The sequence below is a fragment of the Corynebacterium choanae genome (genome assembly GCF_003813965.1).
GTDB lineage: Bacteria > Actinomycetota > Actinomycetes > Mycobacteriales > Mycobacteriaceae > Corynebacterium > Corynebacterium choanae.
Genome location: NZ_CP033896.1, coordinates 1,693,174 through 1,712,594 on the forward strand (window position 1 = coordinate 1,693,174; position 19,421 = coordinate 1,712,594).

Consider the following 19,421-nt stretch of genomic DNA (forward strand, 5'->3'; position numbering starts at 1 on the left):
TATTCACGCAGGCCATGTGACAGACCTCCGCGAAGATACCCCCACCCCACCCCCGTTATATGTCCGACTTTTCCCGACTAGTGGAACTTTTTACACCCTCACTGCGTTACATGTGGTGATACCCCACTCGGATCAGGAGGCCCATGTGAGCACCGAACCTGTCAGTGAGTCCGACGACCAAGGCGTGGAGGTTGTTGATCGTGGCAGCCGTCGTGGCCATAGCAACGATAATCCTTCCGCCGATCTTGTCCGCGTCTATTTAAATGGCATTGGTAAAACCGCATTATTGTCTGCCGAGGACGAAGTGCATTTGGCGCAACAGATTGAGGTTGGACTGTATGCCGAGCATGTTCTCACCGATCCGGATCGGCACCTGACCCGGGCGATGAAACGTGATCTGAAGGTTCTGGCCCGCCAGGGAAAGAAGGCGCGTGCCCATCTCCTGGAGGCAAATCTTCGCTTGGTGGTGAGCCTGGCGAAACGGTACACCAATCGTGGCATGCCGCTGCTTGATCTCATCCAAGAAGGAAACTTGGGTCTTATTCGGGCTATGGAAAAGTTCGACTACACCAAGGGTTTTAAGTTTTCAACCTATGCCACCTGGTGGATTCGACAGGCCATTACCCGCGGCATGGCGGATCAGTCGCGCACAATTCGCCTGCCAGTGCATCTCGTGGAGCAGGTCAATAAGCTGTCCCGAATCCGTCGCGAACTGTATCAGTCCCTGGGACGGGAGGCGACCAATGAAGAGCTGGCTGAAGAGTCCGGTATTGACGAGTCAAAAATTGAGATGTTGCTGCGACAATCTCGGGATCCAGTGAGTCTAGATATGCCAGTCGGCGCTGATGAAGAAGCTCCGCTAGGTGATTTCATCGAGGATGCAGATGCCGCTGATGCAGAGGCGTCGGTGGTGGCTTCGCTTCGTCACGCTGATATTCGCACGGTGCTCGCATCGCTTGAACTCCGCGAACAAGAAGTGATTCGTCTGCGCTATGGGCTCGACGATGGGGTTCCGCGAACACTCGATCAGATTGGTCGTCGTTTCGGGCTTTCCCGAGAACGGGTTCGCCAGATTGAGCGGGAAGTAATGGCAAAGCTGCGCGATGGCGAACGAGCAGACAAGCTGCGCGAATACGCGATGTAGCAGGTAAAGCATTCGAGCCTTACCTCAAACAACCGTTGAGAGTACATATTTTCGGACGCGACTCACGCACTCCCCCGGTTATGCAGCCAACTGGACAGTATGTGCCGCAGCACGCCGCCTCGCGGTAGGCTATCTATGCCCTAGAATAACGGTGTACCCAGCCGCTGCAAGATGCGTTGGTGAACGCAGGTCGCTGCGGTACACGCCTCAAATGCACTATAGTTTGATAGTCACCAAAGTACCGGGATAAGTGCAGGAGCCAAGCAGGCTTTTGCACAGCATATTCGCACCGACCGCAACCGATTGATCAGCAGGAAGGATCCGTATAGTGAAGGATCTTGTCGATACCACGGAGATGTACCTTCGTACCATCTACGAACTTGAAGAAGAAGGCATCGTTCCGTTGCGGGCACGTATCGCCGAACGGCTTGACCAGTCCGGACCTACGGTAAGCCAAACAGTCGGCCGAATGGAACGGGACGGCTATGTTGTCGTCGCTAATGACCGCTCGCTGAAAATGACCGAACTTGGTCGGGCAAATGCGATTGCAGTGATGCGCAAACACCGTCTTGCGGAACAGCTGCTTGCCAACAAGATTGGGCTCGACATTCACAAAGTGCACCACGAAGCTTGCCGCTGGGAGCATGTGATGTCCACCGAGGTTGAGCGCCGTCTCATCGAGGTATTAGATGAATACCACCGCTCCCCCTTCGGTAATCCCATTCCCGGTTTGGAAGAACTTGGGGTCACTGATGCACAAACCCCAGAATTCGGGGAACGTGCCTGCGATCTCCCACCTGGGAAACCTTGGCGGTGCACTATTGTGCAGCTCAACGAGATTTTCCAATTCCACGATGATCAGCTCCGCAAATTGACCAACGCCGGAATCGGTATTGGTTCCGAAGTCGTTATCGAAGTCGACGGTGAACAGGTGATTGTGCGAAATGGCGACCATGAAGTACACGTAGACGACGATTTGTGTCACGCCATTCGTATCCACCGACTCTAGGAAAGCCGCTGATGCCGCTAGAGACCTTCAGGTGGCAGTCCGGTAGCAAGTCCACTGCTACGGCTCTGGCCTCAATCTTTTTCACCCCAACCGGGACGCTGTTGCTGCGTCATCATTATCGTGATGCTGCACCCCTTCGCACCGGTTGGGGTGTTTTCCTTAAGCCAGCCGGTGCAGCACGGAAGCGACAGCTTTGTCCTGCACTGCTGCAATGCCATCGCCCTTTTCCCCACTGACACCCCATCTGTATGGCGTGCGGACTACACTTTGAAGCAGTGATCCCGCAATAGCCCTGCAACGTCTCGTTGATCGCTGCACAGGCAGTTCCGCCGCTGAACCAGGAAGGCCGTGGGAGTGTTGCAAACGCTCCGCCACGAGGCCTGTTTTGGCCGGATACCGCTCTAATGGTTCTGGGCTATTGCTTTTTCGACAAGGAGTTTGGCAAAGATGAAGGTTCTCGTTACCGGCGGCGCCGGTTATGTTGGTTCCACCTGCACGGCAGTTCTGGTAGAAGCCGGACACGACGTAACAGTGGTGGATAATCTCACTACCGGCTCCCGGGAAGCAGTCGTTGACGGCGCCAAATTTGTTGAAGCTGATGCTGGCGAAGCCGCTGACGAACTGCTTGCCAACGGCAACTTCGACGGTGTTATCCACTTCGCTGCCCGTTCGTTGGTGGGAGAAAGTGAACAAGTTCCCGACGAATATTGGCGGGATAATTTGGGCACGTCATTGCAGTTGCTGGAAGCTATGCGCCGACACAATTGCAACAATCTCGTGTTCTCTTCCACTGCCGCTACCTACGGCGAACCGACCAAGGTGCCGATTACCGAGGACGCCCCAACGAACCCGACTAACGCCTATGGGGCGACCAAGCTTGCTATCGACTATGCGATTGCATCGTATTGCCGCGGCTATAAACTAGGCGCAACCAGTCTTCGCTACTTCAATGTTGCCGGCGCCTATGGAACTATTGGTGAAAACCGCCGCATCGAAACGCATCTCATCCCGCTCGTGTTGCAGGTGGCACTCGGGCATCGCGACAAGATTATGATTTTCGGCGACGACTGGCCGACCCCGGACGGCACCTGCATCAGGGACTATATCCACATCCGGGATCTAGCCGACGCGCACCTGCTCGCATTGGCTAGCAACACCCCTGGCAAGCATCGAATCTTTAATCTGGGCAGTGGTGACGGCTATTCCGTCAACGAGGTGATTGCAGCTTGTCGCAAACACACCGGTCATCCAATCCCCGCCGAAGTAGCGCCCCGGCGCGCCGGTGATCCAGCTGTGTTGGTGGCCTCTAGTGAAAAGATCCAAGAAGAGTTGGGGTGGAATCCGACTCGGACTGATTTGGACACGATTGTTCAAGATGCGTGGGCTTTTACCTCCCAGCTTGGTGATCGTGCCTATAGTGCAGGGAAACGCTAATGTGCTTGTGCGTTTGTGCGGCTCATCTGGTGTGTGTTCACTTGTGAGGGGGCTGCACGGTTGGCAGATGTCCCGGCGATGGTGTGCTGTGCCCCCGCCGGGACATTGGCTTTTTACTAAAGGTGGGTGGAATTGCGCTGAGCTGTTGTTGTTAGGGGTGTGTGATGGTTTCTCTGACAATGCCGCAAGCTTTGCGGACGGGGGCTGCGCCGCAGACATTGTTGAGCCGAAGTAGGAGGCTGGCAAGCCGGTTAGTTGGTTGATGGTGGAGTATGTAGTGCAGGGTGAGCTGTGCGTCAATGTCTTGGTGGAGCCCGAATTGGCAGGCGGCATAGACACCAAGGGCTGCGAATCGTTGTGAGCCGCTTGTTGCTTGTGCGGTTGCTAGTGCCAATTGTCTTACCAGGGATGCGGTATTGGGCTCAACGGCGAAACTTAGTATCGAGTCGCGTGTTTTGGTGTTGCTCATCATTGCGGCGGCAATGACTAGGACGTCTTTGCTGACTCCGTGGAGTTGTGGACCGTTCAGGTTGCGGAGACGGTCGATGAGTCGGCGGTATTCTGCTTCGTCGTTGTGATCGAAGATTGTGGTGTCGAGGGTGGGAATGGTGTCCCAGCGGGGCTGCAATGCAGGGTCGGGATGCTCACCGTTAGGGGCGTCTACCCAGTCGGTGTTACCGGTTGCAGTGCAGTGTTGGTGGAGTCGGTGGATAAACAGTTCGGTGATGGTATAGAGCTCTTGGTAGGCCTGTTGTTTCGGCAGCATTTCATAGGTGTCGAAGAACTTGCGAAGTTGTTCGACCTCGGCTTGGTTGATGTGGCTAAAGGTGGTTGGGTTGTGGAAGTGTGCCTGGTCAACGGCGTCAATTGCTTGGGTGAAGGTGTGTGCTATCGCGCGGCCGACTTGCATGGTGTGATCTAAGGTGGCGGGTGCGGTGGCGAGATCTCCGATGATGCCGTTGCTGGTGGCAAGGTCGGCGAGCTTTATTTCGGGGGTTTTGCTGCTGGTGAGTGCGGTGAATTGGTGTCCTGCGGCGATGCGGTCGATTTTCCAGATTCCGGCTAATCGGCGATGCCGGTTGGTGCAGAAGTTGGCGAGTTGGTGGAGTGCGGCGAGGGTGGTGTTGTGCAGTGGACGTCTGGTGATGACCAGGATGTAGGTGTGGCCGTGTTTGGGTAGGAATTCGTAGAGTGCTTCGAGTTCGTTGTGTGTTGGGGATAGGGGAAGCCAGCACACTCCGGTGTCGGTGATAGGGGTGTCGCTGTCGGTGAGGGGACGTAGGTGGTTGATGAGCACGATCATCTCGGTGGGGTGAAACCCAATGTATCCGGGAAGGTTGGTGAATGCGGTCCGTGGTGTTTCGAAGTAGTTCCTCATAGCTGGATAGTGTTGCCAACTTGTCAAGGGTTTCGAGCTGATGACCGGTGCTTCTTGGGGATAACTGTGTTGCTGCTCTTTTTTCTCCACAGCAAGCCGGGTTTGCTGGCTTGTGAAGTTGTGCTGCAGTGCGGCTTTGGGTGGCTTGTGGCGAGGGAATTCTGCTGTGTGACTTGGGATTTGGGGATGGTTTGGTTGAGCTTGGTGAACCACTGCGCCGGCGGGTGGTGGTTGGGGTTGCTGCCAGTGGTTTATTCCGGGTGGGAATGAATGACATCGGCGGTGGCGTTACTGTATTCGAACTCGCTCACAGTACAATGGGCGCTTTACTCCCCTGTTCACCGGATGCTCAACGAGTGCGCATGATGTGCTGGTTTTAAGGTTGAGCCAGCAGGCTTGTGCACAGGTTGGCTTATGGGAGTTACATCATAGGGAAGGACGGACAAGCTGATGAATGATGATGCAGCACGTGCAATCTACGAACTCGCGTATCCTGCCCCACGGATGTCTGGTGCGGGGATTCCGCGCACGTTAGTTATTGCACTCGATGGGTTTGCGAACGCCGGTTCGGCGGTCAAGCATGCCGCCGAGTATCTCACGGCAAGCCTGGATAATGTCACGGTTGCTACGTTTGATCATGATCAACTGATTGACTATCGGTCTCGTCGTCCGCCGATGATTCTCAGCGATAATCAGATTGTTGGGGTTGGCAGCCACGAGTTAGAGGTGAAGCTGCTGCAGGATTGTGATGGTCGCCCTTTTCTGTTGTTGACTGGCCCGGAACCGGATTATCGGTGGGAGGGGTTTGCTCACGCGGTGAGTGAACTGGTTGCCCATTTCCGTATCGATCAGACGTTGGTGTTGTATTCGGTGCCTGGCAGGTGGCCGCATACTCGGCCGTTGATGATCTCCGCTCATGGCAATACACCAGCTCTCATCGATCGGTTTTTTAAGACTGCTGTGAAAGATATGCAGCTGCCTAGTTCGGCGGCTTCCCTGATCGAGGTGGAGTTGAGTAAGGATGGTGGCGCGGTTGCCGGCTATACGACTCATGTGCCGCATTATCTTGAAGACACTCCTTTCGCCCCGGCGACGTTGAAGTTGTTAAACGCGGTGTCGTTGGCTGGTCAGTTGAACCTGCCGTTGTTGTCTCTGGAGCAGGATTCCCAGGAAACAATGCTCAGTATTGACTCGCGTATTCAGCAGCTTCCACAGGCCGACCAGTTTTTGACTGCTATGGAGCAGGATTTCGACGAAACTGTTGAACAGTATTTGCAGCAGTTTCCGGATGCGATTCCGCCGGGTGAATCTGGGGCCCCGACCCCGGAGGAGATTGGGCGAGCCGCCGAGTCGTTTCTCACGTCGCTCGATCACGATGAGCGGCAATCGTTGTTGCGGTCTGATCTGCCGGTGTTTGATAAGCGACCGCGGATGGAATCGGATCCTTCAGCTGCTAATAACGGCGGTGTGGTGGAGTTGTATCGGCATGATCCCTTGGAGGATGCAAGCCAACAGGCAGCAACATCGTCTCCTTCTGTGCAGTCGGATGAAGATGATTCCGCAGGTTCTCCCGCGGCAGTTCCGGATGCTTCGGCGCTGCCAAAGCAGACGTCTGAAAAGTCGACAGCAGCTGGTCATGATGCTTCCAGTGACGACACTGGTCCGGACGATGATCTGTCGGCGGCACAGCAACAGTCCGCTCAGGATGTGAAGGACTCCTCCGATGGTGATGGTGCTGTGTCAGCTGAGTCCGATTCGGCAGATGCAGACCAGGAGAGTACCTCGTCGTTGGACGGTGTACACCACTCGCTACACAACACTTCCCGGGAGTCGATGCGGTTGTTGCGTCGGCTTGTCCGGCGCCTCCGGGAGCAGTAGTCCCTCGGGCTGTCCCGTACTGTATTGACCGGGTGTGGTACCGGTGTGTGGGCCACTGCCGGGGATTGTGCAGCGTTGTTCTGTAAGGGTTGTTTTGGCAGTCGATCGTTTTGCTATCTAGTTGGATGTCTGCCCGCCCGGTGCGGGTGACACACCCTTGTACATTGCACCCCCGGCGACTACGGCTAGGGCTGGCCGGTTTTCGCTCCTGCTGCACAAGGATGCGAAACACACTACGGTAGGTGGATGTGAGTCTTGCTGATCTGCTGCCCGATTTTGATGATGTTCCTGCCTCGTTGATGGATGAATCCATTTGGGAGTCTTTTCTTGGCTGGTGCAAGGATGAAGGAATATCGCTCTATCCTCATCAGGAGGAGGCTGCTTTTGCGGCGCTTGCCGGCGACCATGTGATTGTTGCTACCCCAACCGGTTCCGGGAAGTCGCTGATCGCTATCGCGGCGCATTTTATCGCCATGGCCAAAGGGCAGCGCAGTTTTTACACGGCACCGATTAAAGCGCTGGTCAGCGAAAAGTTCTTTGCCTTGTGTGAAGTGTTCGGGGCTGACAATGTCGGCATGATGACCGGCGATGCGACCGTCAATGCGAAAGCCCCGATTATCTGCGCAACCGCCGAAGTGGTGGCCAATATCGCCCTGCGGGAAGGTGCGGATAGTCGGATTGATCAAGTGATCATGGACGAGTTCCATTATTACTCCGACCCGGCGCGCGGCTGGGCGTGGCAGGTTCCCCTCCTAGAGCTGACCCGGGCACAGTTCATTTTGATGTCTGCCACGTTGGGGGATACTGCTTGGCTGGTGGAGGATCTTCACCAGCGAACCGGCCGGGATACGCAGCTTATTGAGGGAGCACAGCGGCCAGTACCGCTGACGTTTGACTATGTCTACACCCATGTTCCGGAGACTGTGGAGCAACTGCTAGCCGACGGCCAAGCCCCGGTCTATGTGGTGCATTTCACCCAGCGGGAAGCCACCGAGCGGGCCCAGTCGTTATCGAAGCTGTCACCGCTGACGAAAGAAGAACAACAACGGCTGCGGCAGGAGATTGGTGATTTTCGTTTCACCACCAGCTTCGGCAAACAATTATCTTCCTTGCTGCGGAAAGGTATTGGGGTGCATCATGCGGGGATGCTGCCAAAATATCGGCGCCTGGTTGAGCGGCTATCCCAAACAGGGTTGTTGAAAATTATTTGCGGCACCGACACTCTTGGGGTGGGTATTAATGTGCCGATCCGAACCGTATTGATGACCGGGTTGGCGAAGTTTGATGGCACCAAACAGCGCATTATGAAATCGCGGGAATTCCATCAGATCGCCGGCCGGGCTGGCCGTGCGGGTTTCGACACGCACGGCTATGTGGTGATTCAAGCGCCAGAGCATGAGATTGAGAATTTTCGGTTGCGCCAGCGGGCTGGGTCTGATCCGAAGAAGTTGAAGAAACTCCGGAAGAAAGCCGCCCCTGCCGGAACGGTGACGTGGAGTGAAAATACTTATAAAAAACTGATCGAGGCGGAACCGGAACCGTTGGTCAGCCAGTTTGCTGTGTCCACCTCAATGTTGTTGAATGTGCTGGCGCGCGGCGGCGATCATTTTGCTCATTTTCAGCATCTGCTGCGCGGTTCTCACAATCCCCGGTCGCGGCAAAATAGTGATATTCGCACCGCGATTGAACTGTTTCGGGGGCTTGCTGCTGCCGAGATTGTGCAGCGTGTTGAACAGGCCGACGGTTCCTCGCGGTGGGATTTGGTTGCTGCATTGCAGGAGGATTTTGCCCTCAACCAGCCGCTAGCACCGTTTGCTTTAGCTGCGTTGGATTTGTTGGACAAAGACAGCGACACCTACGCCTACGACGTGATATCGGTATTTGAAGCTGTGCTCGATGACCCGCGTGCGGTACTTCTTGCCCAGCAGCGGGCTGCCCGCGATCGGGAACATGCCGCGCTTCTTGCTGAAGGTGTCGACTATAGCGAACGTATGGCGCTGTTGGATGAGATTACTTGGCCGCAGCCACTAGCTGAACTACTCGATCAGGCCTATGACACCTATGCCGTGGGGCATCCGTGGGTGAAAGATTTTCAGCTGTCCCCTAAGTCGATTGTGCGCCATATGGTTGAGCGCGGCATGACGTTTAGTGATCTGATCAGCACCTATGGGCTGGCGCGTTCTGAGGGGGTGGTGTTGCGTTATCTCACCGATGCGTGGCGTACCCTGCAGCATTCCGTGCCGGAAGAATATCGCAACGAAGAGCTGGCGGATATTCTCATCTGGCTCGGCGAGCTGATTCGTCAGGTGGATTCTTCACTGTTGGATGAATGGGCACTGTTAGCTGATCCGGATGCCCCGGTGGAATCTGAAACGCTGGCGGAGGTGGCTTTCGGGGTCGCTGATCCGACTGTGCTGTCGGCGAACCGGCGGGCGCTCACGATTATGGTGCGTAACTTTGCATTCCGGCTTGTGCAGCTGTTTGCCGACGAACAGGAAGAAACCTTACACACCATGTTGGATTATCTTGCCCCGGAGGATTGCTGTGAATTTGGCGCCGCCATGGATGAGTATTTTGATGAGTTTGACGATGTGCTGCTTGATCAGGATGCCCGTTCGGCGACGTATTTCAGCATTGACGATTCGGCACCGCGGGAATGGGTGGTGCGGCAGATCATCAAGGATCCAGAAGACAGCAGGGCGTATGCGTTTACCGCAGTCGTTGATTTGGATGCCACCGATGCGGCCGGTGAAGTGCGGCTGAGCAAGCTTCTGTGGAGCGCCCATTAGCCCGTTCACCGCGGCAGATCGCACAAGCGGCATCTTACCTCCCCTACCCCGAAAAAGGTTCTCGGATAGCTGTTGGTCGCCCAAATATGGCGAAAAACTCCCTGGCCATGCCCCTGGTCGGGGGATATCAAGTAGGTGATTCCCACGTTGTGCCCTATATTGGTGTGGGATATTGGTGAAGCCTCGGTGGTGGTGCCGTGGGCTTGTTCAAGCCGAACCGTCCTGATTTTACGCTAGGAGCATCCGTGCCGGAACTTGTGTGCGCCCCGTGTGCGGGGCAGGTGATCGACTTGGCGCAAACACCTGACCCGGTGTTCGCTTCCCGCTCGGTTGGGGATGGGATTGCTCTCGCGCCGGCACCAAGCGGCAATTCGGTGACCATGCTTGCACCGGTCTCTGGGGAAGTGATCCGTCTTTTGCCGCATGCTTATGTCATCCTCACCGAGGGTGGTCAGGCGGTCATGACCCATATTGGGATCAATACTGTTCGCCTCCAGGGCGAAGGGTTTATCGCCCATCTTGAACAAGGTCAGCAGGTCAGTCAGGGGCAGCCGATGATTACCTACCGCCCTGAGATCTTGCGGGAACATGGCTGTATTGGAATTTGCCCCGTGGTGGTGCTTGGTCGCGGGCTGCACACGATTCGCAGTGTCAATCCGACTTCGGTTCGACCCGGCGACCCGCTGTTTTATCTACTCGACGATCAGCCCCAGCCAGCAAACACTGACCCCTCCCCTGCCGCCGATCATTCTTCTGAGCAGTATTTCCTACCATAAGCACGGTCATGCAACGAGTGGTCGAGGATAGACCACTGCCCCCTTTGGATCCCTAGTGCAGTGGTCTGCTGCAGCAGCAGGGCTAGCCGGCTTGCTGCAAAGCCTGACAGCGAGAATTTCCGAGTAGATAACGGCATTATTCAGCTGCCTGTGGCAGCGATGCTGACCACTGCTGCTCAACTGGGGTGTGTTTGGGGTGCAATAACTCTCGCAGCACACTCCATCGGGGCACGCCCACCACAAACACCACCGCGACTGCAACCAGTGCACCTGCGGCAACCCCCATCACAATCCGGCTGATTTTCCGGTGGCGGCGGCGGGTGACCCGAAACAGCAAGGTGACTGCAGCCACCAACGCTAAAAGTGCCCAAACCTGTACCCGCATGTGTGCCTGCCGCCCTCTCAAAAGTTTTGTGTTCCCCGCTGCTGCGCCGGCAGACTCAACGCTAGCAGCGTGCTAGCAAACCTACCAATGAGCGCAGAATTGCCCGTTTGGTTGTCGATTGCATCCTAGCGCGTTCAGCGCTTGCGCTGCACATCACCGATATTAGGGAAGCCAGGTGCGCTGCGGTGGGCTTGCTGGAATACAGCACCAATGATTGATAGCACGAAACAATGAGCAATAGCCTTGTTGTTCGATTTAGCTTCTCAAAGCGTGGTGTTCTACAGTGATAGTTATGAGCAATAAGGAGTACAAGCCGACATTGGCTCAAATCCGCACCTTTGTCACCATCGCCGAGAACAAACATTTCGGCAGCGCAGCACAAAAACTGGCGATCTCACAGCCGTCGCTGTCGCAGGCACTGGTCGCATTAGAAGCCGGTCTCGGGGTACAACTCATCGAGCGATCCACCCGAAAGGTCATTGTCACCCCTGTCGGTCAAATGCTCCTGCCTTTTGCAAAATCAACGCTTGAAGCAGCCGAAAACTTCGCCAACATTGCCCGCGGCGTCAACGGCGATCTCGTAGGGCCATTGACCATCGGCATGATTCCCACTATTGCCCCCTATATTTTGCCGAATGTGCTGCGCCTGTTGGCTGAACGACTCCCGGCCACTGAACCGTGCATCGTCGAAGATCAAACCAAGCATCTGCTTGAGTCACTCAAAGATGGCCAAATTGACTGTGCAGTCATGGCGTTACCGATCGGGATCACCGGCATTACCGAAATTCCCCTGTATGACGAAGATTTCGTTGTCGTCGTTCCCCCGCAGCACCCGCTCGCCGGCAGGGATGACGTAGTACTAGATGAACTCCGCACACTCAACCTAGAGCTGCTCCTGCTTGACGATGGGCACTGTTTACGGGATCAGATCATTGATCTGTGCCACCAGTCGGATGTGTCCATCCATTCGAACTCGTCGATTACCACCCGTGCTGCCAGCCTGACCACAGTGATTGAATGTGTCGCCGGTGGTCTTGGGGCAACACTCGTTCCCGAATCGGCTATAGAGGTGGAATGTGGCCGCAAAACTGTCGGTATCGCCCGGTTTGCACCGCATGTCACTGCCAAACGCACCATCGCTTTGGCCTACCGTTCATCATCTGCCCGTGACGCAGAATTTGCCAAGTTCGCTGAACTGGTCACCGGAGCCTACCGACGAGCGCTCAGCGGCGAAACCGGCCCAACCCTTATCGACAGGTACTAAAAGCCATTCCCACGGCGCGATACCAGCGAAGCCGCGTGCTTACCCCCTACTGGGGAAACACGAGTCCAGGGGATGGCGGGGTGGGCACGGCGGAAACACTGTGGTGTTGGTTTGCCAATGATGGGTGTTGCTGTCGGCAAAAGATTGCGACAAGCCACACCGCAAGTAGCGGACAAACCACCACGACTGCCCACCGCAACACAACAAACCCACCGAGTCCGATCACTAGCGGCAGCAGAATGCGCCCAAATTGTTGCCACGCGGCGACAATGCCAAACCGCACACAGCGCAATATCGAGTCGGTGCTATACAGCGCCTGCATGGTGGCAAATAGCAGCGGTGGAATACACAGCCCAGCCAAAATGAGCAGTGCACTCCAGCGCAGGATCGGCAGCATCTCCGCCGGCGGCATTGTCTCCACCAGCACCACCATGCCGTAAGTGACTGGAAAAAACCATAGATGCACCCCAATGGCGACAGTACTACTGCCGATTCGACGAAAACCATCACCTATCTTCACGGCGCCGGTGGTGACAGCCTGATACGCCAGTCGAAGAATAAACATCATCCCCCACACCGTCGAGAGCAATCCGACCATTGTCCCAAGCCATGCCACAGTAATTGCTAGCAGTGGACTGATAAACAACGATGACCACAGATGGGGAAACAGCAGCGAAATCGAGCCGCTGGCAAAAAACAGCACATGAAAACCGAGTGTGGCACCACCGGTCACTAGCGCAAGAATGAGGACGGCCAACAGCCACACGGGAAACTGTTGATGCACGAGCCGCAGCGCACTTGCAAAACTGGGACGTTCCAAAACAGATGGTTTCGCAACCTTGGCAGGTTGCAGTTCGCCCGATCCCGCAGCTACCCCGGCGACACCTGCAGGTGGATGATCCTGAGTGCCGAAGTGTCCTGGTGGTGCCCATGGCGCGAATCCTGGATGTTCCACCGGTACCGGGAGCTGCCAAGGATGAGCGGAAAAACTAGCGGACTGTCCACCGGCACAGGGTGCGGTGGTGTCGTGCGGTACAGGAGGCTGCAGCAAAGGCATGGGGTTATTGGCCGCAGGCGAGGCCATTGAACTACTCCCCCACTGGTCAAGCCGATATTGCGGATACGAACCTGGCGGAACACCTAGCGATGGTGATGTTATTTCGGGCGCATGCGTCACATATTGCTGTGGCAACACCGGTCCGCCCGGCACAGCTTGAGAAGGTGGAGGAAATCCAGCGTTCGGTTGAGCAGACCAAGCATCAACAGCGGCCTGACTGTGCTGTGCCCCAGCCTGCTGATGCGGTTGAGTACCCCACATAACTTTCTCCCCTTTTACCGGAACCGAAAACACCTTCCGGGGTGCCTAGCCTGCAACATCCCAACGTGGGATCTTGCGCTAGCAGTGGGCTTTCGCGGCTCAGGCTCTCACCAAGGTTGACTGGGTCGGCGATGTCTGCCCCGTGCATTGTCGCTGATCCACACCGCTTCACCCCGCCGGTAGCGAGTACGAATCTCCCCCAGCATCTTCGCCCTAGCCTGGTGTACCCCTAGATTGCAGACACCCCCCAGGCAGCCACGACTATCAACCTATCTTCAAGCAATCCCACCACCGGATAGTGAGGACCCGAGCCGAATCCCCCGAATCGGCATGGACGGAAAACATCCGTTACGGTCGTGCTTGCAGTATGAGATTAACAATCGTGGCTGCCCGACTCTCGATTGAGCTCACCGGCAAATATTGGTGTGAATATTCACCGACCCAATCAAGACGCCTCTGCACTGCAGAGGCAGCCCCTGAATGAAACAGAGGACTAATCCTCTCTTTCGGTAACGCGTCCCCCCGGAGGTTGGATTCCCGGTTGAATGCGTTGCTTATATTTGTACTCACCTCCCCAAAATTTGCCAAGCAATTGTGACGGAGTACACAGCAAAGGTGATACTTCTCCTCGATTTTACCCACGAAAGATATGACCAACATTTTATAGGGTAAAAACCTATAACGCCTGTTCAAAGGCTATTTTAGGGCAAATTTCAAGCATGAAAGATATGCCCTTTTTGACCAATATCGACTATTTGCAGCCACCCCCATATCGGGCAATGCATGAATGTATATTGTCCGCTCTTGCGAGGAAGTGGCACCAATGCAACAGCTAGGTACAATGTTCCCTTGTCATGACTGCATATCCCCAGCACACCGGCAATAACGAAGCAGGCCACAGCAACAGCACCGCACATCCGCCAGCAAACCACACAGCAGCGGACAAGAACGCAACCCCACAGCCACGCAGCAACAAAGCACGCCACCCGCAGCGCACGCACCGGACCAACGGTAAAAAGGCCAGCAAGCAGCACGACGACGCCCGTCAAACAGCGCCCACTATCGCAGAACTGCGCGAACAACTCGATGAGATGACCACCGCCAACCAGCGGCGATTCCGGGCACGATTACACAAAGCACGATCACCACAGGCGCGGCGCGCCATCGCCAACGATATTGCCCGGGCTCGCGCGGACTACGCGGCCAAGCTAGCAGCAATCCCACCAATCACCTATCCCGAACAACTTCCAGTCACCGCCCGGCGAGACGACATTGCCGAAGCAATCAATACCCATCAAGTCGTCATCATTGCCGGTGAAACCGGCTCCGGAAAAACCACACAAATACCAAAGATCTGCCTCGAACTCGGCCGCGGCCGACACGGCATGATTGGCCACACCCAGCCACGTCGATTGGCTGCCCGAACCGTTGCTGAACGTATCGCCGACGAACTGGCACAACCTATTGGCACCACTGTCGGTTACGCCATCCGTTTTGACGACCGAGTAAGTAACACCACCGCCATCAAACTCATGACTGACGGTATCTTGCTCACAGAGATGACCCGCGATCGGTATCTCAACGCCTACGACACGATCATCATTGACGAAGCACATGAGCGCAGTCTCAACATTGACTTTCTGCTCGGCTACCTCAAAGAGATCTTGCCGAAACGCCCCGATCTCAAAGTCATCATCACCTCCGCAACTATCGACCCGGAACGGTTTGCCAATCATTTCACCGACTCCGCCGGGAACCCTGCCCCAATCATTGAAGTATCCGGGCGAACATATCCCGTAGAAATTCGCTATCGGCCACTGGTACACACCGACGCCGATGGCAAAGAATTCGACATTGACCCTATCGACGGGCTCCTTGATGCACTCAAAGAGCTTATGCGTGAAGGCAGCGGAGACATTTTATGTTTCTTTGCTGGTGAAGCTGACATCCGCGATGCGCAAGAAGCAATTGAAGGGGCAAAGTTCACCAACGTCGAGGTGGTGCCGCTTTTCGGGCGCCTATCAAACCAAGATCAGCACAAAGTATTTCGGCCGCACTCCCGCCGACGCATTGTGTTAGCCACCAATATTGCCGAAACATCACTCACCGTGCCCGGTATTCACTATGTGGTGGATACTGGATTTGCTCGAATATCGCGCTACTCGTCGCGTACCAAAGTCCAACGCCTGCCGATCGAACCAATCTCGCAAGCCAGCGCACAACAGCGATCAGGTCGCTGCGGTCGTGTCGCCGACGGTGTAGCCATTCGACTCTATTCGGAACAAGACTTCCTCGCCCGACCCGAATTTACCGATCCGGAAATTTTACGAACCTCCCTAGCCGCGGTCATTTTGCAGATGGCTGCGCTACGCCTCGGTGACATCACCGAATTTCCGTTTATCGAGCCCCCTGAAACGAAACAAGTCCGTGACGGGCTGTTGCTACTTCACGAACTTGGTGCACTCGATAATCAAGAAGTATCCGGCGGTCCGAAGCTCACTGACATTGGGCGGGCGCTGGCACGAATCCCGGTAGACCCACGCATGGGGCGCATGCTGTACGAGGCTCGCACCAACGGGGTGCTCTACGAAGTCATGATTATTGTTGCGGCTCTGACGATTCAAGACGTTCGCGAGCGTCCTTTGGAATTTCAAGCCCAAGCGGATCAAGCCCATGCACGCTTCCACCATGCAACATCCGACTTCCTTGCCTACTTGCAGCTATGGCGCTACCTTACTTCGCAACGCGCAGCCCTGTCCGGTAATCAATTCCGCAAAACGCTTGCCCGCGAATATTTGCACTATATGCGGGTGCGCGAATGGTTTGATCTGTTGCGGCAGCTCAACAGTGTGGTCGAACAACTTGGCTGGAACGTCACCGAAACGCTTCCTGAAACAGTCGACGAAGATCGCATCCACCAGTCTCTGCTGGCAGGGTTGCTCTCCCATATCGGGGTGAAACAAGCCGACAGCAAAGAATACGCCGGTGCCCGTAACACCAAGTTTATGATCTTCCCAGGATCCCGCTTGGCGAAAAAACCACCGCAAGCTGTGATGGCTGCTGAGCTGGTTGAAACCAGCCGACTGTGGGCTCGAGATGTCGGTAAAATTCAGCTGTCATGGGTTGAGTCACTGGCTCCTCACCTGTTGCGACACAACTATTCCGAACCTCACTGGTCGACAAAGCGACGCGCCGCGATGGTATATCAAAAATCGACGCTGTACGGGGTCACAGTCGTCACTGATCGCCTCGTCCCATACCACCGTGTCGATCCACATGCGGCACGTTCGCTGTTTATTCGCCATGCCCTGGTCTATGGCGAATGGTCTACCCATCACGAATTCTTCCACAACAATCGACGCAAACTCGATGAGGCAGTCGAATTGGAAGAAAAAGCTCGACGCCGTGACATTGTTGTCGACGAGGACACCCTCTTTGACTTCTACGATGCCAAGTTACCGGCATCGATTACCACCGGCACGCTGTTTGATCATTGGTGGAAAAAACAGCGTCGCAGCAATCCCGCCCTGTTGGATTTCGATCCGGACGCACTGATTGCCGATGCGGATCATGACGTCACAGAGGTGGCCTTCCCTGATCGGTGGCGGCAAGGCAGCATCGACTATGAACTGCGCTATCACTTTGCACCGGGTGCAGCTGACGATGGCGTAACTGTGGCTGTGGCCGTTCCCTTATTGGGCAATATCCGCGATGAGGGCTTTGACTGGCTAGTCCCCGGGTTGCGGGAAGAACTTGTCACCGAGTTGATCCGTACCTTGCCTAAACCGCTTCGGCGCACTGTTGTACCAGCGCCGGAATATGCGCGGCGGGCACTCGACTATCTCAAGCCGTACCATGGGACGATCACCGAACAACTCGGCGACATACTGCGTTCCTTTGGGGCTGCGGGTATCGACGCGCAAGACTTCCAGCCGAACAAACTGCCGCCACATTTGCAGATGAGCTTTGCAGCTATCGATAAGAGCGGCAAGGTAATCGACCGTGACCGGGATCTTTCAGCGTTGAAGTCCCGTAACCAAGGACAGATCTCTTCGTCGCTTGGCAAGGTTGCCAAAACTCACGCGACAAAGGCTGCACCGAACTGGGATGAACGCATTGGTGATGTCGCCGAGGAGGTAACTACCACCGTCGACGGTCAGCACGTCACGGCCTTCCCTGCCTTGACCGTAACGGCCGCTGGTGTCGAAGTGGTTGTCTATCCAACGAAGGCCCAGGCGGATGCTGCCCTGCTCACCGCAAATCTCACGCTTCTTTCCCGGGCAGTAACAATTAGCGACAAACAAATGGTCAAAGGTTTGCCACTGCAGCAGCGTGTCGCTATCGATCGTTATCCGCACGGCGGATTAGCGGGGCTGGTGGAGGACGCCAAAATGGCTGTGATCCGGGACTTGTTGATGCAGCAGGGTGAGCCCGCACGCACACTCGAAGCCTTCGAAGAACTGAAAACTCGCCTCGCACCCGAGGTACCGAAACGTGTCCGCCAGGTCGTAGTGGCACTAGCGCCTGGTATTGCCGCTTATGTCAACATGCAGCAGGAACTCCAGCAATGGCAAGGGCCGGCTATCGATGAAATGATCGAACAGCTAGCGGCAATGCTGCCTCCTCATGCGATTGCACGGTTTGGAGCAACCAAATTAATCCATTTACCGCGCTATATCGAGGCTATGCAGCGCCGGCTAGAACTGATGTCGCAAGATCCTGATCGTGACGCAGACCTGCAAGATCAAGTTCTTGAAGCGCAACAGTATCTAGCGAAGCGACTGGAAAAATTACCTGCGAATCGGGCGAATTCGGCAGCGGCAAAAGAAATCTTCTGGATGATTGAAGAGTTACGAGTTAGTTTGTTTGCACAACAGCTGAAAACACCGAAGCCGGTGAGCGTAAAACGCATCCAAAAAGCAGTCGACAAGCTGCGCTAAACATTCAAGACCTGCAGCTAGACGACGGCAACAACACAGATTACATGCCACATGTTTGCCAAGGGCTAGCTGTAGTCAACGAATGTCGAGCAAGGCAAGCGAATATCGCTTTAATCGTCAAGCCGCCGTTCACTTCGTCGCAGCTGACGGATTTCTGCAAGGAAGTCGTCTGCTGATTCGAAGGATCGATACACCGAGGCGAAACGTAAATAAGCCACTTCGTCGAGCTCACGCAGCGGCTCCAGGATGGCTAAACCGATCTGTTGGGCAGTGATCTGCGAACCTTTTTGGCTAAGGTGCTGTTCCACTTCCTGAGCCAGTTTCTTCAAAGCATCTTCGCCCACTTCGCGGCCTTGGCAGGCCCGCCGCACCCCCCGGATAACCTTTTCCTGCGAGAACGGTTCCTCCATGCCATTGCGCTTTTGCACGAGCAACACAGCTTTTTCCATGGTGGTGAATCGATACCCACAGCCGGTGCACTGTCGACGGCGCCGAATACATGTTCCTCGGTCAACGTTGCGCGAGTCCACAACCTTTGAAGTGTCTTGGCGGCATACGGGGCAAATCATAGTCGACGGCCTTTCACAACTGCGGTGATCAACAGCAATGTCTCCACGAGGAACGTGGACATAGTGGCTTCAATGCTAACGCATCAACGGCAACCGCCAATCTGGCCGCAAATCACCCCAGCAGCTCAGCTACAACAGTGAAAACTGATGACCGAAAATCTGCGCCCTGGTGTGTACCCCTAGCCTGCAGCAACTGCAGCTACATTGATCGGGGCTACTGGCAGCGGCGGTTGTGCATCGATCTCCTCAAAACTCACCGCCCACAACCCTAACGTGAGGCATCCCCCAATGATCGCCCCAGCGATTACCGTCAATTTACTATCCGATACCTGCAGCCGAGGTAGTCGAACAGGTCGTAATTGTGGCCGCGTTTTCGAACTTTCCTCGTCCACATGCTCCTGAAACGTTAACGTTCGAACAGGATGAGGACGCCGCGCAAGATGTGCAGTTTGCGCGCCACCCCAGACCAGCGCTGGCTGTACGGTTGACTGCATTGCCTTAGGTGTATTGACCATCAGTTTCATAACACAAATTCCT

14 protein-coding genes are annotated in these 19,421 nt (G+C 55.5%); 9 read left to right on the forward strand and 5 right to left on the reverse strand.

The features are described 5' to 3' along the window. Positions 1 to 145 precede the first annotated feature (145 nt). From CCHOA_RS06110 to galE, 3 genes are all read left to right on the forward strand, one after another. The gene (locus CCHOA_RS06110; RefSeq protein ID WP_123928240.1) at positions 146 to 1,144 is read left to right on the forward strand and encodes a sigma-70 family RNA polymerase sigma factor; all 999 of its coding nucleotides are present in this window, start codon (positions 146 to 148) and stop codon (positions 1,142 to 1,144) included. Positions 1,145 to 1,472: 328 nt separating this feature from the next. Further along, positions 1,473 to 2,153: a metal-dependent transcriptional regulator gene (locus CCHOA_RS06115; protein WP_123928243.1), complete on the forward strand. Its 681-nt coding sequence runs from the start codon at positions 1,473 to 1,475 to the stop codon at positions 2,151 to 2,153. 447 nt (positions 2,154 to 2,600) lie between these two features. After that, the gene (galE, locus tag CCHOA_RS06120) at positions 2,601 to 3,587 is read left to right on the forward strand and encodes a UDP-glucose 4-epimerase GalE (RefSeq protein WP_123928246.1); all 987 of its coding nucleotides are present in this window, start codon (positions 2,601 to 2,603) and stop codon (positions 3,585 to 3,587) included. 151 nt (positions 3,588 to 3,738) lie between these two features. Here galE and CCHOA_RS06125 read toward each other — a convergent pair whose 3' ends face one another. Further along, positions 3,739 to 4,965 carry a DUF4192 family protein gene (locus CCHOA_RS06125; protein ID WP_123928249.1) on the reverse strand — a complete coding sequence of 409 codons (1,227 nt, stop codon included), beginning with the start codon at positions 4,963 to 4,965 and terminating at the stop codon, positions 3,739 to 3,741. Positions 4,966 to 5,415: 450 nt separating this feature from the next. Here CCHOA_RS06125 and CCHOA_RS06130 point away from each other — a divergent pair, with 450 nt between their 5' ends. The 3 genes from CCHOA_RS06130 to CCHOA_RS06140 all read left to right on the forward strand — a co-directional run bounded on the left by CCHOA_RS06130 (position 5,416) and on the right by CCHOA_RS06140 (position 10,408). Further along, on the forward strand, positions 5,416 to 6,843 hold the full coding sequence (locus CCHOA_RS06130; RefSeq protein ID WP_123928252.1) for a PAC2 family protein: 1,428 nt from the start codon (positions 5,416 to 5,418) through the stop codon (positions 6,841 to 6,843). A gap of 248 nt (positions 6,844 to 7,091) precedes the next feature. Beyond that, the gene (locus tag CCHOA_RS06135) at positions 7,092 to 9,632 is read left to right on the forward strand and encodes a DEAD/DEAH box helicase (protein ID WP_123930925.1); all 2,541 of its coding nucleotides are present in this window, start codon (positions 7,092 to 7,094) and stop codon (positions 9,630 to 9,632) included. Between the two features lie 245 nt (positions 9,633 to 9,877). Next, on the forward strand, positions 9,878 to 10,408 hold the full coding sequence (locus tag CCHOA_RS06140) for a PTS sugar transporter subunit IIA (protein ID WP_164472408.1): 531 nt from the start codon (positions 9,878 to 9,880) through the stop codon (positions 10,406 to 10,408). 136 nt (positions 10,409 to 10,544) lie between these two features. Here CCHOA_RS06140 and CCHOA_RS06145 read toward each other — a convergent pair whose 3' ends face one another. Beyond that, the gene (locus tag CCHOA_RS06145) at positions 10,545 to 10,793 is read right to left on the reverse strand and encodes a hypothetical protein (protein ID WP_123928258.1); all 249 of its coding nucleotides are present in this window, start codon (positions 10,791 to 10,793) and stop codon (positions 10,545 to 10,547) included. A gap of 292 nt (positions 10,794 to 11,085) precedes the next feature. Here CCHOA_RS06145 and CCHOA_RS06150 point away from each other — a divergent pair, with 292 nt between their 5' ends. Further along, positions 11,086 to 12,057 carry a hydrogen peroxide-inducible genes activator gene (locus CCHOA_RS06150; protein WP_123928261.1) on the forward strand — a complete coding sequence of 324 codons (972 nt, stop codon included), beginning with the start codon at positions 11,086 to 11,088 and terminating at the stop codon, positions 12,055 to 12,057. A 46-nt stretch (positions 12,058 to 12,103) separates the two neighbouring features. Here the strand turns inward: CCHOA_RS06150 and CCHOA_RS06155 are convergent, their stop codons facing one another. After that, entirely contained in the window at positions 12,104 to 13,141 is a 1,038-nt protein-coding gene (locus CCHOA_RS06155) for a hypothetical protein (RefSeq protein WP_123928264.1), read from the reverse strand. Here CCHOA_RS06155 and CCHOA_RS06160 point away from each other — a divergent pair. Together CCHOA_RS06160 and hrpA are read left to right on the forward strand one after the other, a co-directional pair. After that, positions 13,141 to 13,377, forward strand: coding sequence for a hypothetical protein (locus CCHOA_RS06160; RefSeq protein WP_123928266.1), 237 nt, complete (start codon positions 13,141 to 13,143; stop codon positions 13,375 to 13,377). The two genes, CCHOA_RS06155 and CCHOA_RS06160, sit on opposite strands and share 1 nt — an antisense overlap. An 852-nt stretch (positions 13,378 to 14,229) precedes the next feature. Beyond that, positions 14,230 to 18,315: an ATP-dependent RNA helicase HrpA gene (gene hrpA, locus CCHOA_RS06165; protein ID WP_123928269.1), complete on the forward strand. Its 4,086-nt coding sequence runs from the start codon at positions 14,230 to 14,232 to the stop codon at positions 18,313 to 18,315. A 110-nt stretch (positions 18,316 to 18,425) separates the two neighbouring features. On the opposite strand, the gene nrdR is transcribed toward hrpA, so the two are convergent. Then, on the reverse strand, positions 18,426 to 18,884 hold the full coding sequence (gene nrdR, locus CCHOA_RS06170) for a transcriptional regulator NrdR (RefSeq protein WP_123928272.1): 459 nt from the start codon (positions 18,882 to 18,884) through the stop codon (positions 18,426 to 18,428). A gap of 179 nt (positions 18,885 to 19,063) precedes the next feature. Next, the gene (locus CCHOA_RS06175; RefSeq protein WP_123928275.1) at positions 19,064 to 19,408 is read right to left on the reverse strand and encodes a hypothetical protein; all 345 of its coding nucleotides are present in this window, start codon (positions 19,406 to 19,408) and stop codon (positions 19,064 to 19,066) included. Between the last annotated feature and the right edge of the window lie 13 nt (positions 19,409 to 19,421).

Excerpts from the sequence above, each read along its gene's own strand:
- CCHOA_RS06130 (WP_123928252.1), top strand. The coding sequence starts at position 5,416 with ATGAATGATGATGCAGCACGTGCAATCTACGAACTCGCGTATCCTGCC.
- hrpA (WP_123928269.1), top strand. The coding sequence starts at position 14,230 with ATGACTGCATATCCCCAGCACACCGGCAATAACGAAGCAGGCCACAGC.
- CCHOA_RS06175 (WP_123928275.1), bottom strand. The coding sequence starts at position 19,408 with ATGAAACTGATGGTCAATACACCTAAGGCAATGCAGTCAACCGTACAG.
- CCHOA_RS06150 (WP_123928261.1), top strand. The coding sequence starts at position 11,086 with ATGAGCAATAAGGAGTACAAGCCGACATTGGCTCAAATCCGCACCTTT.
- CCHOA_RS06155 (WP_123928264.1), bottom strand. The coding sequence starts at position 13,141 with ATGGCCTCGCCTGCGGCCAATAACCCCATGCCTTTGCTGCAGCCTCCT.
- galE (WP_123928246.1), top strand. The coding sequence starts at position 2,601 with ATGAAGGTTCTCGTTACCGGCGGCGCCGGTTATGTTGGTTCCACCTGC.
- nrdR (WP_123928272.1), bottom strand. The coding sequence starts at position 18,884 with ATGATTTGCCCCGTATGCCGCCAAGACACTTCAAAGGTTGTGGACTCG.
- CCHOA_RS06145 (WP_123928258.1), bottom strand. The coding sequence starts at position 10,793 with ATGCGGGTACAGGTTTGGGCACTTTTAGCGTTGGTGGCTGCAGTCACC.
- CCHOA_RS06125 (WP_123928249.1), bottom strand. The coding sequence starts at position 4,965 with ATGAGGAACTACTTCGAAACACCACGGACCGCATTCACCAACCTTCCC.